This is a genomic window from Nitrospirota bacterium (assembly GCA_023229435.1).
Taxonomy (GTDB): Bacteria; Nitrospirota; UBA9217; order UBA9217; family UBA9217; genus JALNZF01.
Map to the genome: position 1 here is coordinate 23,084 of JALNZF010000007.1, position 14,267 is coordinate 37,350.

The following is a 14,267-nucleotide window of genomic DNA, read 5'->3' on the forward strand; positions in this document are numbered from 1 at the left end:
GGCAAGGTGAGGCATTTTGCCCAACCTACCGGCTACCAACTTCAAAGCGATCAAATCCTCGATAATCCGCACTTGTCCAACTATCCGCCCTCTAAAATGTTAAAATTGGGACAATTCCCCTTTATTCAGGTAGTGGCCTAGCCGCTGCCTTTAATTCCCGAACTGTTCTATCTGTACGCCAACCCACAAGACCATGTTCGTTAAATACCAACTCTATGCCGATTTTTTCATAAGACCAAACTTCGAGTGTATCTTTGCCCTTAAATAATCCTCCACGAGCACCGCCCCAACTAGCACTTACATACTCTTCGCTTGAAATGGTTTTTGTTCTATCTGGATCGCCCCACACGTCTATAAATGCCTGCTTATCGATTGTTTGTTCTAAAATACCACTACGTACAATCGAAGAGTGTCTATGCTCTGATCTCCATTTATGCCCCAGTGTGCTGCTACACGAACTAAGCAATAAAATCATAGATAAAAATAACAAGCATCGAGCAATCATAATTATTTTCTCCTCCTTGATCATTCTCTTAATAAGCTACGAGCTGCAATTATATCAGTTTGTAGGTTGGGCTACGCATCACAGCCCAACGTCTTTTGAATTCTGTTGGGCAAGGTGAGGCATTTTGCCCAACCTACCGGCTATAAATCTATGGTTGCTCGGTCTTAACCTTTATCTCCAAGTCGAGCTTAAGAGACTTGCCAAATCCATCGAGACCAGGGTAGAGCGCGGCACTATGAATATTCATCTCCCGAAGATGTCTCAAAAAATCGATCCTTAGGCTTTTTCCCACTATGATTTTTCTGAGAACAGGTTGGTCTGGCACGTCGGGACTGCTCATCATGTGCACTAGAACTCTATCGAATAGCCAAAAATGTAGCAGCTTACATAGAACAATACCCTGTTGAGCTACCATGCGTTCATTAATTCTTAAAGGATCAATTTGAACAATAACTGGTTTTTTTTGCGAAAGAAGTTTGTTCAAAAATATAGATATGGTCTCAACATCATCCAGTGCCGCAGTTGCGGTTTCCGATCCCAGTAACTCTCGCCCCTTATTCTTTAACCAATCAAGATTTATTGCCCAGACTGCAGAGCATTCCTCCTGAGGTTCATCAGCGATGGCGAAGTACAACGCAACGTATGACGATTTTGTCCAATCCAGAAGTCGGGTTGGCACACCATGATGTTGCATGAGTGCGAGCCAGCTACTGTGGTCATCCATCGATGGAAGATGGACAATGTGATGATGAGCTTGCTGCTGGAAGCGAAACAGTAAATCGCGTTGTTCGGCTTCTCTGTCCCGATAGTAATGGCCGGACCCTGAAGCATCTGAATGTTCAAACTTAATAGCCCTGTCCAGAGATGTGTCAAGTGACCACGAAGACTCGCGTTGCCCGCGAAAGCACCACGAGCCTTGCAACTCGTTTACCCATTGGAGCAACTCCTGCCAAGACGTTGCTTCTTCAGCAAGTGCGAATTTATCTAAATAGCTGTTACCTAGATAAAATTCGGCGTCGAGCCCTTCCAGAGATTTAAATCCATTCACATACTCTCTCAGTTGCTGAGACCAATCAGACGGTACAGGCATGCTCTTCTCCAATTGTTTGCAAGCTGGATAGCCTTCGCTTTAACGCGCACGCAGCGCGCGAAGCCGCGTTTACGAAGTGTCGCTGTCGATTGTGTGGCCAGACGTTGTGCTGTCACCATAGACCGCGCTTCTGTAACTCACCCCTTAAGGACTCCTGCTCGGCCTTTACCTTCTGCAACCATTTCTCAACATCGGCGCCCTGTGACATGATCTGCTTTGCCAATTCGTCGGGCTCGGCGTTCAAATCCATCTTTGTGAGGTCAAGACCTACTGCCGCGTCTCCAACACCTTGCTGCCAATCAGCGAGCGTGATGTAAGCGATTTTCAATTGCTCCCTCATCTGCGGTTCTTTAGTCATGCAAAGCGCAAACACAAGTGCCTGTTTAATGTGTTCCTTCGGGTGCGGCAATTTGCGTTCATCTGCCACGCACCCGGGAGCGGGTACCGCCGATGCCAAAACTGCACCGTAGTCGTTAACGATTTTTTCGGCAACTTCTGGAGTTAGCGATGAATCCGTTTGCTTGCTCTTGGCTCTGCCAAAGAACCGGCCTAATAGTCCCATGAAGCTCCTGCGTTTATATAAACGTCTAACGGGGCGGCGCGTGCAAGCACTCATGCCAAAGTTAAAACCTGTTTATCTCGCGTCCGCTCGATTTGTTTATTGGGACTTCTTTGATAATATTAATAATCTGGCATCATTAAGAATTCTATACCCTGTAGACGTAAACATATTAATCGAGCCATCTTCTTGAATTGAAAATCTTGTTTTCTCAAGAGCATCAGATAGCTGCTGACACTCAGTGCCATTTTTAATCAATCGTTTGCTTAAATAAGTCAAAGAAACGGCTCCTTCTTCCTCCTGTGTATGATCAAACCAGGAAACCCCGATCCTGTCGGACAGTATGCGACAAAGGACATACGCTCGATATAGATCATTGTCTTCGATAATGCGGCCTTCTTTGTCTAGCGGTCGTGCACACCATGTTTTGCCACCTATAGCCCTGTGATTATCAATTAAATGTCGTGCTATTGATTCAAGAAAATACAGGTATTTCCAGATGTCACTGGTCACAAGCGGACTGAAATGTTTAATTTCAGAGTTGTTATCATCTTGTACTGCAATGCCGATGTGATAGAATCGCCCAAGAAGTTTCTTTTTTCTGTAGCCAATTACGCCAACGATAGTTCCCCAAGGCAACCGGTTCTTGGAGAAACCAGAGGCAAAGACACCACCCTCGTCAATTTTCAATTCTGCAAGAAATGTTTTATTATACAGTTCCATATTCTATTGCGGCCCATTGAACTTAGTCATAGGTTGGGTAGAACGAAGTGAAACCCAACCTATTCAAAATAACTCTTCGTAAAGATCGTTCAACGTTGTTACGTCGGATTTCGCATTGCTCTATCCGACCTACCAGCTGCTTGAAGAAGACAAGATGAAGAAAATCTAATTAACATACACGACAACATAGGGTTCACCGATTATTTCTTGGTAAATGACTTCTTTATGCTGGTTACCTTCTACAAATTTGTCGAACAACGTTTTATTAGCGAAATAATTAACAGAAATATCCTTAGCACTGGCAGCCTTGGTTATTTTTTGTGATGCTGCTATTGCCTTTACTATTGACCTGATTATCACTGGATTTTGAATATCTTCACGCTTTGCAATCCCGTTAATAAATGCGCTTACGACTATCTCAGCGGTTTCGAGGTTGACAATTCTAATATATGCATAGTAATCATCTACTAACCCAAAAAATATCATATGCGAAATGCCCAGCACCTCTCCCAGTTTTTTTAGGTCGCTTTTCGTAAATTCCTTTTTCACTGGCTCCTTGCCGTCGCGATTTATTGCTTCTTTAGTTGACTGCTCTTTTTCTTTTACCAATCCAGTTTGATCCATCGCCAATTCGCGTAGTATCTTATCAAACTGCACTCGTTCGATCACAGTGTATCCATTCGACATTAGTTCTTGTGCCAATATCTCTTGAAACAATATTTGGTCATAGCTGAGTCTTAACTCTATTGATATTGCTACATTCTTTTTAGTGTAATCAAAATTCTTAGAAATTAAAATGCGTCCATTAGCCTTACTGTCAAATTGCATATCTCTGGCAAAAATAGATTGCATAGGCAGTAGCAAACTAATAAAAAATATCATAAAAATGATTCTATGGCTAAAATATTTCATTAATTAGTCTCTCCTTATTAATTAATTTTCATTCATAGTAGTGTGCAATCTTTCTGATTCTAGGCTATAAGAACTTTGGGGTCTTTAGGGTCACCCATTTGAAGGCTCCCTGTCAAGTGCAAAAGTCCACCCCATGACGAGAAAAAGAAATTTTCTCATCGATGTTTATGCAGTCATCGATTACTTTACCATTGCCGTAGTTTCATTCAGTTCGGTATCAGTTCTTCACTGTACCAGTCACCCATCTGGATTAACGTCTGCTGGTGATACGACAGCGGGGCGTTGATACCCGACGTGCATTTAGCCTATCTATCGCCTATTCTCGACCTGAAGCCGGGCATATTTAGAACCGGCATTATTATCTCGCATGAGCGACATCTTTTTTCTTTTTCAAATATCCGAACTTCCCCTTTAACTCCCGCAATTCATCTTTTTGGAACTTGGCGTATTTCTCCCCCAATTTCGCCCGAATGTCGCGCATCAATTTCACGGCATCAATTTTATTTTCCGTAGAGCGCCTCCCACGGGCTTCTGATTCCATCGGATATCTGCGATGAAAAAATCACTTTGCCTCGAACATCTTCTTCAGCGCTCCGTGCGCGTCCGACATGATGTTCTTCGATATCCAGAGCGATGTGTGGGACAATTTTTCCAGAGCGGAGCTGGCGCCGTCGTAATCCAGATGGCCGACAGCCGCCGACCATAAAACGATACCCAACGACCCATGGACTTCGAGGCCTGAGGAAGAGGATAATATCCGGGCGGCAGTGTCATCCGTGATAAACCAGTCTGAATTGAGCCGTTTTGCAAGAAGAACGGCCTCAGCCTCCGCATAATCCAGAAGGCCGGCGAGTGAGAATGATCTCGCTTGATTGATTTCTTCTTCTGTAAGCTTTTCAACGTGGAGCCATGCCGGTTTCTGCCGGTCCCAAGCGGGACGTAGAAGATTGCTCAGCTCGACATGGACAGCGCCGGGAATACTGACGGAACCGGCCTTTTGGAGCAATTCGAGAATGCCTGCCTCGGCGAGATGCAATATCGGTCCGGTGTTGGACACTATGCGTTTCACTTTGTTCCCGCTTTCACTTTCAACGCCCATTCTATATCTTCCTTCATGAACTGGTCCATGAGCTTCAAGCGGTTATGGCGGATGAACTCCTGCAAAGCGACCCGCAAAAGGTCGGCTTCGTCCGTAAACCATCCGCTCTTTACATAGTTATCCACCTCGGCTCCCAGTTTGTCCGGAATCGAAACTTTTATCGTTTTCATGTTTAACCACCTCGCTCTATGAGCTATACGTATTAGTATTATGACTTGCGGCTCTGCATTCCTCGATTACCTCCAAAAGGATCATACCCTGTCCGCTCTCATCTGGCGTAGGTTACCCTCCCACTGGATCTTGCCTTCGAGGTCCAGGATACGCTTTCTTCTCTCTTTTTTAATCAATTCCTCCAATGCGTAATTCACCAACTCCTTTTTCGTTTTCAAATGAGTGATCTTGAGACCTTCCTTTAATAATTTATCGTCTATATCAATATTCGTTCTTGACATGATCCCCTCCTAAAAGCATACAGTTAATATAACAGGATCGTGTGCATGACACAAGTATTCCCTCGGTGCGGTTCATTAACTTCAAAAATGTAGCCTTACCCCTCACCCTCCGCCCTCTCCCTCAAGGGGCGAGGGAACTTTAGTCAATCTTCTTCCTTCAACCTCGCCATCTGGTCCACATCCAGACTGTCAAAGGTGGTGCTGATGTGAAAGAAGAACATTCCGAAAATGAACGCCGCGATCAACAGGTCCAGAGCCACGCCGAGCTCGACCACCAGGGGCATGCCGTAGGTCGCGCTGGTTGCAGCGAACAGGAGTCCGTTCTCCATGGCGAGGAACCCGATGATCTGGGTGACCGCGTGCCGCCGCGTGATCATCATCAGAAAACCGAGCATGACCGTAGCGAGGGCCACCGCGAGCGTGGACCGGGTCACGAGTGTTGAAAGCTCCCTGATCGGAGCCGTCAGATGATAAGAGAAGATCACCAGGGCTATCCCCATCAGCATCGTGGTGGGGATCTTCACGACCGTCTCCACTTCCTTGTGGATCCTCAATTTCTGTATCAGGACATGCAGGATGTACGGCAGCACAATGACCTTCATGGAGAGCGTCAAGATGGACGAGATGTAGAGATGGTGCGCCCCGCCCACATAACCAACCGTGGCAGTGCTCACCGCAAGCAGGAACCCCTGCAGAGCGAACAAATGGAGCAGGCCGTTCATCCTGCGCTGCACCAGAAGGCCGAAGGCCGTCAGCAGGATCAGGGCCGCCAGAAGACTGTTGATCTGCGCTGCAAGCTGCATGTTCACGGTGAACTCCGTTCAATTGAAAATTGCAAAATGCAAATTGCAAAATTTATCAAATGTTGCTACCTACAGTGGTTCTTCTGACATTTTGCATTTTGCACTTTTCATTTTGCAATCGCGTAAGCGTCACTCCAGCATAAAATACGAAAGCATCCCAAGCGTTGCGAACAGGAACGCGGTCCCCAGGAATTCAGTAATACGGAATATCCTCATCTTCGCCATGCCGGTCTCGATCAGCACCAGGGCCGCCCCCACAAACCCGAGTTTGAGCAGCAGGATGGGAAACGCGGAGGCGATCGCCGTCAAGTCATCATTCATCGCAATGCCCCACGGGAAAAAGGACGCGATCCCCAGAACGACAAAGAGAAAGAGTTTCATCATGCCTGCCCATTCGATGAGCGCCAGATGTCTGCCGGAATACTCCAGGATCATTGCTTCGTGGATCATGGTGAGTTCGAGATGGGTGGCGGGATTGTCCACCGGCACCCTGCCCGTCTCAGCCAGCGCGATGAGGATGAATGCCAACAGGGCGAACACAAGTGACGGCCTCAGCAAAGAATGCCCCTGCGAGATGACCAGCACGATCTGGGACAACGACGTGGATTTACCCACCAGCGAGACGGCAAAAACAGCCATGAGCATGGCGGGCTCGGCCAGAGAGGCGATGGTCATCTCCCGGCTCGAACCCATGCCGCCGAAAGCAGTGCCGATGTCCATGCCTGCCAGCGCCGTAAAGAAGCGTGCGATGGCAAAGAGCGCCACGAGCGCAATGACATCTGCCGTGGCAGAGAACGGCAGGTCGATTGACAGCATCGGGATGATGCCTCCCGCCATGACCGATACGCCGAACACCAGATAGGGCGTAAAGCGGAAGATCCACGACGCGTTCTCGGCCAGTATCACGTCCTTGGACAGGAGTTTTCTGATGTCCCGGTAGGGCTGGAACAGACTGGGAGACGTGCGGCCCTGGATCCAGCACTTCACCATTTTCACCCAGCCGGCAAAGAGCGGAGCAAGGGCAAGGAGAAGAACGATCTGCAGTATCTCTATGATGAACGGATTGATAGTCAAACAAAACTCCTTAATCACGGATGAACACGGTGCAATGTGTAGGGGCGGCCCTATGTATTGTCATCCCCCGCTTGATTCATGCGGGGGCAGGCCCCGAATCTTGCCCTCGAATTTGTAATCGGGGGGCTCCCATCGGGGATATGGTTTAACACCAGATTCCCGATAAAACCTTCGGGAATGACAGTCTTAGAATCACGTTCATAGTGTTTCTATTTTGAGACGATTAATATGTCTCTATGCCTCCGCAATGAAACGTTTTTATTCACCTCAAAAATATCAGCAGCACGACGATCGTCACGAACGAATAAATGAGATAAACCTGGATATGACCATGCTGCATCCTTCCGATCCGTCTCGAAAGCCAGAAGCTTGCGTCAACGACCGGCTGGTACAACCAGCCCCAGAAGCGGTCCCTCACCTTGAGATGGTAATGCAGCCGTTCCGGGAAGGACGGATGGGTCGCCGGCGGAAGCTGACGTACGTGCTCCTTGATGTTGAAGAGATAGCCGAAAATCCTCCGAAGAGGCATGGCAAACGAGGTTGCCGTGTATTGCATCCGGTTGGTGATCTTTTCGAATCCGCAGTCCCAAAGCGGTACGCGGCGGATGGCGCCGGGGCGCGTATGGAGCAGCAGATAGGTAGCCACCACGACCGACAGGATGCCCAAAAAAGCGATAGGCGCCGAATACGAGGCCCGTTCAGCGGCGATCGGCGTGAGCCACATCCAGCCGAAACCGGATGCCGATGCGGCGATCGTGCCGCCCACCAGATCTTCGGCAATGGGGTCCATCCATTTAATCATGAACGTGGGCATGACACCGAGGACAAGACAGGTGAGTGCCGCCAGCAGCATGCCGATGCGCATGGACCAGCGCACCTCGTGGACCTGGCCCTGATGCTGTCCGCGCTGGTGACCCAGGAAGGTCACGCCGAATGCCTTTACGAAACAGGCGGCCGCCAGCGCGCTTGTCAGCGCCAGGAGCGCGGCGCCCAGCGGGATGAGCAGGTTCAGGAGCGGGCTGGGAAGCGCGGGAGAAAGCAAAAAGGCCTGGTAGGTAAGCCATTCTGATACGAACCCGTTAAAGGGGGGAAGCGCCGAGATTGAGATGCACCCGATAAGAAAAAGAACGGCGGTCCAGGGCATATAGCGGATGAGACCGCCCATCTCCTCCATATTCCGCTCATGCGTGGCTTGAAGCACGGCGCCCGCTCCCATAAAGAGCAGTCCTTTGAACATGGCATGGTTCAAGGTGTGATAGAGACCGGCAATGAGCGCAAGGGCGGCCAGCAGGGACATATCGAAGGAGGTGAAGATCATCGCAAGCCCGATGCCGATGAGGATGATGCCGATGTTCTCAACGGAATGGTACGCGAGGAGCCTCTTCAGGTCATGCTGCATCAGTGCATACAGAACGCCCATTACCGCGGACACCAGCCCGAACACCAGAACGAGGGCGCCCCACCACCAGGGGAAAACGCCGATCAGATCGAATACGACGCGCACGATGCCGTAGATGGCGGTCTTCAGCATAACACCGCTCATGAGAGCGGAGACATTCGAAGGCGCGACCGGATGCGCCTCGGGCAGCCAGACATGGAGGGGGATCACTCCGGCCTTGGCGGAGAACCCGAAGAACGCAAGAAGAAACGCCACGGAAGCCCATCCAACCGGAAGTTCGGTCTCTCGCATGGCATCGAACGTATAACTTCCAAATCCGGTAAAACCCGTGGCAAGGCCGGCCATGATACCGAAGGACAGGAGTATCGCAATGGCTCCCACATGGGCCACAACCAGGTAGAGGAACGCCGCCCGCCTGTTTTCTATCTTCTCGTCCTCGAAGAGCACGAGAAAATAGGACGCTGCCGCCATCATCTCCCAGGATATGAGGAAAAAGAAGGCGTCATCGGCCAATACCACGAGGAGCATGCCGGCGAGGAAAAGCGCATAGAAAACCACCAGGCTCGTTATGGACCGGTGGCCCAGGTACCCTTTGACATATCCGATGGAGTAGATGGACACAAAAAAGGAAAGCAGTCCGACGACCACCAGAAAAAAACCGGACAGGAGGTCAAGCCTCAGATGGAACGGCAGGTCAGGCAGGCCCAAAGGCACGATGACCTGGTAAGGAATGCCGCTCGATACCGCCCAGATGCCGGCGATCGTGGCCAGCAGGGAAGCTATCGTGGTAAGGGAAAAACCTATGGTAATGAGAAGCCGCTGGTTCAGACGCAGAAACGGCGTCAGCGCCAGCAAGAAAAGAAGCATTGCGAAAGATGAGGCGATAAAGGTGATGGGTGAAAAATCCACGTCCCTGACTCCACAAAAAGCCCTGCATCGGCTACTGGAAACCGATCAGTGCATGTGCGAACAGCGGATGACTTGCAGCAGGTTCATTTGGTGCATGCATCTACAAGTTGGGAAAGCCCCAGCAGGATCGCCACAGGGGTCGGTGGACAACCCGGGATATACCCATCAACAGGAATGACGTTCGCCACGCCGTTCGCAACTGCATAGCTTCCCTTATAGATGCCACCGTCCTTTGCGCAGTCGCCGCAGGCGATCACGAGCCTTGGCTCAGGCGTCGCGATATACGTTCTTTTGAGCGCCAACTCCATTTGACGCGACACCGGACCGGTCACGAGCAGTACATCCGCGTGACGGGGTGACGCAACGAAATCGATGCCGAACCGCTGGACATCGTAGATGGGATTAGTGAGCGCCGTACATTCCCATTCACAGGCGTTGCAGGAACCCGCGTCGACATGCCTGATCCGGAGCGACCTGCTAAAGATTGTATCAATCTTTTTCTGAAAGTCAACAATCATCGCCGCCTGCTCGGGGGTGACGTTGAAACCCGCGGGAAACGGGATGACTTTCTTTTTTGTGATTATATTTTTAAAAATCTCTTTCAGCATATTTTATATCTTCCGTCCGTCGTCTCTCGTCCCTCGTCTCTCGTCCCTCGTCTCTCGTCCATCGTCCCTCTTCTCTCGTCCGTCGTCCCTCGTCCGTCGTCTAAATCGCCTCTCACATGTCCGTCCCCGAATACGACAAATTAAAGCTCTTGTTGCAGAGCGGGAAATCCGGCACAATATTCCCGTGGACAGCGAAAGGCACTGCGGGCCAGTTGCAGTACGACGGCGAGCGGAGCTTCACCCGGAGCGGTTTCCCGTCCTTGTCCGCCATGACCCAGTAGAAGAGCGATCCCCGCGGCGATTCAACATATCCCAGCGACGAGGCATACGGCGCGGCCTGTTTCGTCGGAACGATCAGTTCGCCCTTATACCCGCTTTCGATGAGCTCGTGGATCATGGAGATGGAACATTCCGTCTCTTCGGCCCTGATCATCATGCGCGCAAACACATCCCCTTTTTCCAGGGTATGCGATTCAAAGATCAGACGGTCGTAGAGCAGATGGGGATGGGCCTTCCTCATATCGTCTGTCAGGCCCGATGCGCGGGCAGCCACACCCGTGACGCCGAACTTCCGCGCGAGGTCCTTCGACAGGCGCCCGGTGTTCTGCAGCCGCTCGATGTGCGAGACCGAGCCGAGCAGCAATTTCATAAGCTCCTTGTATTCCCGGGTGACAATATCGAGGGTCTTGAGAATATCATCGGCCCGGGCAAAGACATCTTTCGTGACGCCGCCGATCACGTTCACGCCGCGCAGATACCTGCTGCCCGCGAGCCGTTCATTGAGCTGCATGAGCTGTTCCTTGATGACCGCGCCGTTCATATATCCCAAGGCTAACGCTGTTCCGGCGCACATGTTCCCGATATCGCCGATATGGTTGTAGAGGCGTTCGAGCTCGAGAACAAGGGTCCTGACCGCTGCCGCCTTTTCAGTGAGCTCGACGCCCGTCATCCGCTCAACAGCCATGCAGTACGCCGCCCCGTGCGAAAAGGAAGAGGTGCCTGACACGCGTTCAGCGAGCTTCACGCCTTCGACAAACCCGAGCTTTTCGAAATGCTTCTCCGTACCCTTGTGCGTATAGGACAATCGTGGTTCGAGGAAGAAGATCGTCTCTCCCACGGCACTGAACCTGAAGTGTCCGGGTTCGATAATGCCCGCATGCACCGGTCCGACGGGGATCTCGACGATGCCTTCGCCGTCAACCTCCATGAACGGATGGGGGACCTTTTGCAATATCCCCTCACCCCACTCTTTGAGATCCGATCCGGAAATGGACCAGTCTTTGCGAAGCGGATGAGAACCCGCGGGGAAGGCCTCGTGAAAAACAAGTCTGCGCTGGTCTGGATGGCCCTCCGGGATGAGGCCGAACATATCCCTGATCTCGCGCTCGTACCAGTGGGCAGCGGGGATATGCGGTGTCAGCGACGGGAACCGGGGATCGGATTCCTTCATTGGCAGAACAATGCGGAAGAACCGGTCCACGCCGGGCACGGTAAACACAACAGAGACCCTGAACAGTCCGTCCCGCTCACGCTCATCGGTCGCGAACATGAGCCGCAGCAGGGCATGCTTCTCTTCGGACAGATAAAGACAGATGTCCTTGAAATCATCGCGCTTGACCTCAAGACAGGACTCGTTCAAAAATTCATTGGTCCTGACCGCTTTTTTGAAAACCATTTCCATCAATTCACTCCAAGGATCTGAACGCAGGTCCTGATGGTCTCGTCGATGAACCCGGGGACCTTGACACCCATCACCACGATCGCAATTGCCATCACGATCATAACGCTCGTGCCGAGCATATTCCCGAGTTTAGATCCTGCAGCGTGGTGATGGCCGGGATCAGCAGAACCGGGTTCCCCGGGTTTCCCGAACAGCATCTTTCCGAAGCCGGAAAGCACTCCGTAGAACACAATGACCACGAAGAACAGGAAAAGGGCCACCACGAACCACAGACCCCTGTCCACGCCGGCCTTCAAGACCGTGAACTCGCTCACAAAGATATTGAACGGCGGCGTACCGGAGAGCGACAACGCACCGATGAAGGTCAGCGTACCCAGGAGCGGCATGGACGTGAGCACTCCGCTCACGTTGGCGATGTTGGTGGACCCGAAACGTGACTGGATCTTTCCCGAAGCGAAGAACATGAGCGGCTTCGCAAGCGCATGGTTAAGGATGTGCAGGAGCGCGCCGTAGATGCCGATCGGCCCGCCGATGCCGATACCGAGCGAAATGATGCCCATGTGCTCGATACTGCTGTAGGCAAGGAGCCGTTTGTAATTGTCCTGTACCAGGATGAAGATCGCCGAGATGCCGAGGGAGATAAGGCCGAAGATGATCAGCAGGTTGCCGGTAAAGGCGCTGCCCGTCGACGGTTCGACGATCATGACAAAGCGCATGATCCCGTAGAACGCGGTGTTGAGCAGTATCCCCGATAGCAGGGCGCTGATAGGGCTCGGCGCCTGGCTATGGGCATCGGGCAGCCAGTTGTGCACCGGCGCCAGACCGGCCTTGGTGCCGTAACCGACCAGCACGAAGATGAAGGCGAGCTTCATGGTCTCGGGATTGAGCTTACGGGCAACGCCGCGGAGCACGGTCCAGTTGAGCGCGCCTTCGGTCCCCATGACCGACGTGGACGCGTAGTAGGTAATGAATGTGCCGAGCAGGGCAAAGGTGATGCCGACCGTGCACAGGATGATGTACTTCCACGCGGCCTCGATTGCCAGCGGCCGTTTGTGGAAACCGAGACCGATGAGGAGCGCGGACACGATGGTCGTTGCCTCGATCCCGATCCACATGACGGCAAGGTTGTTCGCCATGCAGACCAGCAGCATCGTGAAGACAAAGAGATGGAACAGTCCGTAGTAGGTCCTCACGCCGCGGAGGTTCATCAGTCCCGTTTCGTACTCGTGCTCAAGATAGCTGATGGAGTAGATGGCCGAGGCAAGGCTCAGGAATATCACGAGCGACATGATATACCCCGAAAGGGCGTCCATGGAGAACGCGCCGCTCATATCGGAAACCGACGCGGTGAGCGAAGCAACAATTATCGGATACGCGTACCCTGCGAGCGCAACCGTCCCGGCAAGGCTCACGTAGCCTACGACGCGCGGATTCCGCACGTTATAGCAGATGACTGCGGTAAGGATCGGTATTATTAGTATGGCAATCATTTAATAATCTTCTGAAAATAGAAGCAACACGAACGTGATTCTAAAGCTGTCATTCCCGAAGGTTTTATCGGGAATCTGGTATTAAACCATATCCCCGATAGGATCATTCGGGGATGACAATCTATTTGATATTCGAAATATATGTAAATACAATTATGAGACTGTAAATAATTCCTCGTACTCCGAACTCTGTACTATCCTTTCAGCACCGTCAGCTTGTCCAGGTCCGCGGAAGCAAAGGCCCGTTTGATCTGAATGGCGAAGATCCCCATAATGATCACGCCCATGAGCATGTCGAACAGCACGCCGAGTTCAATCATCGTGGGCATGCCGAAGGTCAGCGAAAAACCGGCCAGAAAGAGGCCGTTCTCCATGAACAGCAGTCCAAGCACCTGCGTCAGCGCCTTCTTCCTCGTGATCATGATGAACAGACTGATGAGGATCACGGCTATGGATATCTGGAGAACATTCCTCGAAAAACCGGTGACGAAGATGCCGTCTTTCAGCGAAGCATACACCACGGCAACCAGAACGCCCGATATGGCAAGTGAAAGGGTATTGCTGATATACGGCTGCACCTCGTGGGTCACCCGCATCTGGCGGACTATCCTCCGCAGGAAGAGCGGGATAATGATACCCTTCGTTGCAAGGGTCAGGAACGAAGCGATATACAGGTGTGTCTCGCCTGCGAGGACCGCCACCACGGCGATCAGGCCGGACAGCAGCCATGAATTGATGGTGTACGCCTTCACGTATGACTCGATGCTCTTGAAGGCGTTCAGGGTCACCGCCGTCAGGAGAATACCGACGGAGATATAATCGATTATGGAAAAAGCTTCAAGCCAGGATTTCATGTCGCGGCGCTCCATTGGAAATTGGAAATTTAAGATTGGAAATTTAAAATTTTTAATTCACTCATTTTTTCTTCTTTGCCGTGATAAGTGATTTTGCGATGATTTCGTA

Annotated in this window: 16 protein-coding genes; all 16 read right to left on the reverse strand. The window is 51.3% G+C overall.

What is annotated here, in order from left to right; genetic code table 11:
- Positions 1-121: 121 nt before the first annotated feature.
- A complete protein-coding gene (locus M0R70_07095) occupies positions 122-529 on the reverse strand; it encodes a hypothetical protein (GenBank protein MCK9419127.1) in 408 nt (135 codons plus the stop codon).
- Positions 530-653: 124 nt separating this feature from the next.
- Positions 654-1,595, reverse strand: coding sequence for an FRG domain-containing protein (locus M0R70_07100; protein MCK9419128.1), 942 nt, complete (start codon positions 1,593-1,595; stop codon positions 654-656).
- Positions 1,596-1,707: 112 nt separating this feature from the next.
- Entirely contained in the window at positions 1,708-2,157 is a 450-nt protein-coding gene (locus M0R70_07105; protein MCK9419129.1) for a hypothetical protein, read from the reverse strand.
- A gap of 96 nt (positions 2,158-2,253) precedes the next feature.
- Positions 2,254-2,877 (reverse strand): hypothetical protein, encoded by a 624-nt coding sequence (locus tag M0R70_07110; protein ID MCK9419130.1) that lies wholly within the window; start codon positions 2,875-2,877, stop codon positions 2,254-2,256.
- A 165-nt stretch (positions 2,878-3,042) separates the two neighbouring features.
- Positions 3,043-3,789, reverse strand: coding sequence for a CsgG/HfaB family protein (locus tag M0R70_07115; protein MCK9419131.1), 747 nt, complete (start codon positions 3,787-3,789; stop codon positions 3,043-3,045).
- A 358-nt stretch (positions 3,790-4,147) separates the two neighbouring features.
- Complete coding sequence (locus tag M0R70_07120; protein ID MCK9419132.1) at positions 4,148-4,330, reverse strand: hypothetical protein; 183 nt, start codon at positions 4,328-4,330, stop codon at positions 4,148-4,150.
- Positions 4,331-4,351: 21 nt separating this feature from the next.
- Positions 4,352-4,888: a hypothetical protein gene (locus tag M0R70_07125; protein MCK9419133.1), complete on the reverse strand. Its 537-nt coding sequence runs from the start codon at positions 4,886-4,888 to the stop codon at positions 4,352-4,354.
- Positions 4,855-5,058, reverse strand: coding sequence for a ribbon-helix-helix domain-containing protein (locus M0R70_07130; GenBank protein ID MCK9419134.1), 204 nt, complete (start codon positions 5,056-5,058; stop codon positions 4,855-4,857). The genes M0R70_07125 and M0R70_07130 overlap by 34 nt, the downstream gene beginning before the upstream one ends.
- Before the next feature lie 81 nt (positions 5,059-5,139).
- Positions 5,140-5,340 (reverse strand): type II toxin-antitoxin system VapB family antitoxin, encoded by a 201-nt coding sequence (locus M0R70_07135; protein MCK9419135.1) that lies wholly within the window; start codon positions 5,338-5,340, stop codon positions 5,140-5,142.
- A gap of 143 nt (positions 5,341-5,483) precedes the next feature.
- On the reverse strand, positions 5,484-6,143 hold the full coding sequence (locus M0R70_07140; protein ID MCK9419136.1) for a formate hydrogenlyase: 660 nt from the start codon (positions 6,141-6,143) through the stop codon (positions 5,484-5,486).
- 129 nt (positions 6,144-6,272) lie between these two features.
- The gene (locus tag M0R70_07145; protein MCK9419137.1) at positions 6,273-7,211 is read right to left on the reverse strand and encodes an NADH-quinone oxidoreductase subunit H; all 939 of its coding nucleotides are present in this window, start codon (positions 7,209-7,211) and stop codon (positions 6,273-6,275) included.
- 268 nt (positions 7,212-7,479) lie between these two features.
- A complete protein-coding gene (hyfB, locus tag M0R70_07150) occupies positions 7,480-9,525 on the reverse strand; it encodes a hydrogenase 4 subunit B (GenBank protein ID MCK9419138.1) in 2,046 nt (681 codons plus the stop codon).
- 83 nt (positions 9,526-9,608) lie between these two features.
- Complete coding sequence (locus M0R70_07155; GenBank protein ID MCK9419139.1) at positions 9,609-10,043, reverse strand: NADH-quinone oxidoreductase subunit B family protein; 435 nt, start codon at positions 10,041-10,043, stop codon at positions 9,609-9,611.
- Between the two features lie 202 nt (positions 10,044-10,245).
- Positions 10,246-11,814 (reverse strand): NADH-quinone oxidoreductase subunit C, encoded by a 1,569-nt coding sequence (locus tag M0R70_07160; protein ID MCK9419140.1) that lies wholly within the window; start codon positions 11,812-11,814, stop codon positions 10,246-10,248.
- Positions 11,814-13,304 carry a hydrogenase 4 subunit F gene (locus M0R70_07165; GenBank protein MCK9419141.1) on the reverse strand — a complete coding sequence of 497 codons (1,491 nt, stop codon included), beginning with the start codon at positions 13,302-13,304 and terminating at the stop codon, positions 11,814-11,816. The genes M0R70_07160 and M0R70_07165 overlap by 1 nt, the downstream gene beginning before the upstream one ends.
- A 194-nt stretch (positions 13,305-13,498) precedes the next feature.
- Positions 13,499-14,158 carry a hydrogenase gene (locus tag M0R70_07170; protein MCK9419142.1) on the reverse strand — a complete coding sequence of 220 codons (660 nt, stop codon included), beginning with the start codon at positions 14,156-14,158 and terminating at the stop codon, positions 13,499-13,501.
- Between the last annotated feature and the right edge of the window lie 109 nt (positions 14,159-14,267).

What these genes read in the sequence shown, in the direction of transcription:
- M0R70_07115 (MCK9419131.1), bottom strand. Translation starts at nt 3,789, where the DNA reads ATGAAATATTTTAGCCATAGAATCATTTTTATGATATTTTTTATTAGT.
- M0R70_07135 (MCK9419135.1), bottom strand. Translation starts at nt 5,340, where the DNA reads ATGTCAAGAACGAATATTGATATAGACGATAAATTATTAAAGGAAGGT.
- M0R70_07160 (MCK9419140.1), bottom strand. Translation starts at nt 11,814, where the DNA reads ATGGAAATGGTTTTCAAAAAAGCGGTCAGGACCAATGAATTTTTGAAC.
- M0R70_07105 (MCK9419129.1), bottom strand. Translation starts at nt 2,157, where the DNA reads ATGGGACTATTAGGCCGGTTCTTTGGCAGAGCCAAGAGCAAGCAAACG.
- M0R70_07130 (MCK9419134.1), bottom strand. Translation starts at nt 5,058, where the DNA reads ATGAAAACGATAAAAGTTTCGATTCCGGACAAACTGGGAGCCGAGGTG.
- M0R70_07170 (MCK9419142.1), bottom strand. Translation starts at nt 14,158, where the DNA reads ATGAAATCCTGGCTTGAAGCTTTTTCCATAATCGATTATATCTCCGTC.
- M0R70_07120 (MCK9419132.1), bottom strand. Translation starts at nt 4,330, where the DNA reads ATGGAATCAGAAGCCCGTGGGAGGCGCTCTACGGAAAATAAAATTGAT.
- M0R70_07165 (MCK9419141.1), bottom strand. Translation starts at nt 13,304, where the DNA reads ATGATTGCCATACTAATAATACCGATCCTTACCGCAGTCATCTGCTAT.
- M0R70_07140 (MCK9419136.1), bottom strand. Translation starts at nt 6,143, where the DNA reads ATGCAGCTTGCAGCGCAGATCAACAGTCTTCTGGCGGCCCTGATCCTG.
- M0R70_07100 (MCK9419128.1), bottom strand. Translation starts at nt 1,595, where the DNA reads ATGCCTGTACCGTCTGATTGGTCTCAGCAACTGAGAGAGTATGTGAAT.
- M0R70_07125 (MCK9419133.1), bottom strand. Translation starts at nt 4,888, where the DNA reads ATGGGCGTTGAAAGTGAAAGCGGGAACAAAGTGAAACGCATAGTGTCC.
- M0R70_07155 (MCK9419139.1), bottom strand. Translation starts at nt 10,043, where the DNA reads ATGATTGTTGACTTTCAGAAAAAGATTGATACAATCTTTAGCAGGTCG.
- M0R70_07095 (MCK9419127.1), bottom strand. Translation starts at nt 529, where the DNA reads ATGATCAAGGAGGAGAAAATAATTATGATTGCTCGATGCTTGTTATTT.
- M0R70_07110 (MCK9419130.1), bottom strand. Translation starts at nt 2,877, where the DNA reads ATGGAACTGTATAATAAAACATTTCTTGCAGAATTGAAAATTGACGAG.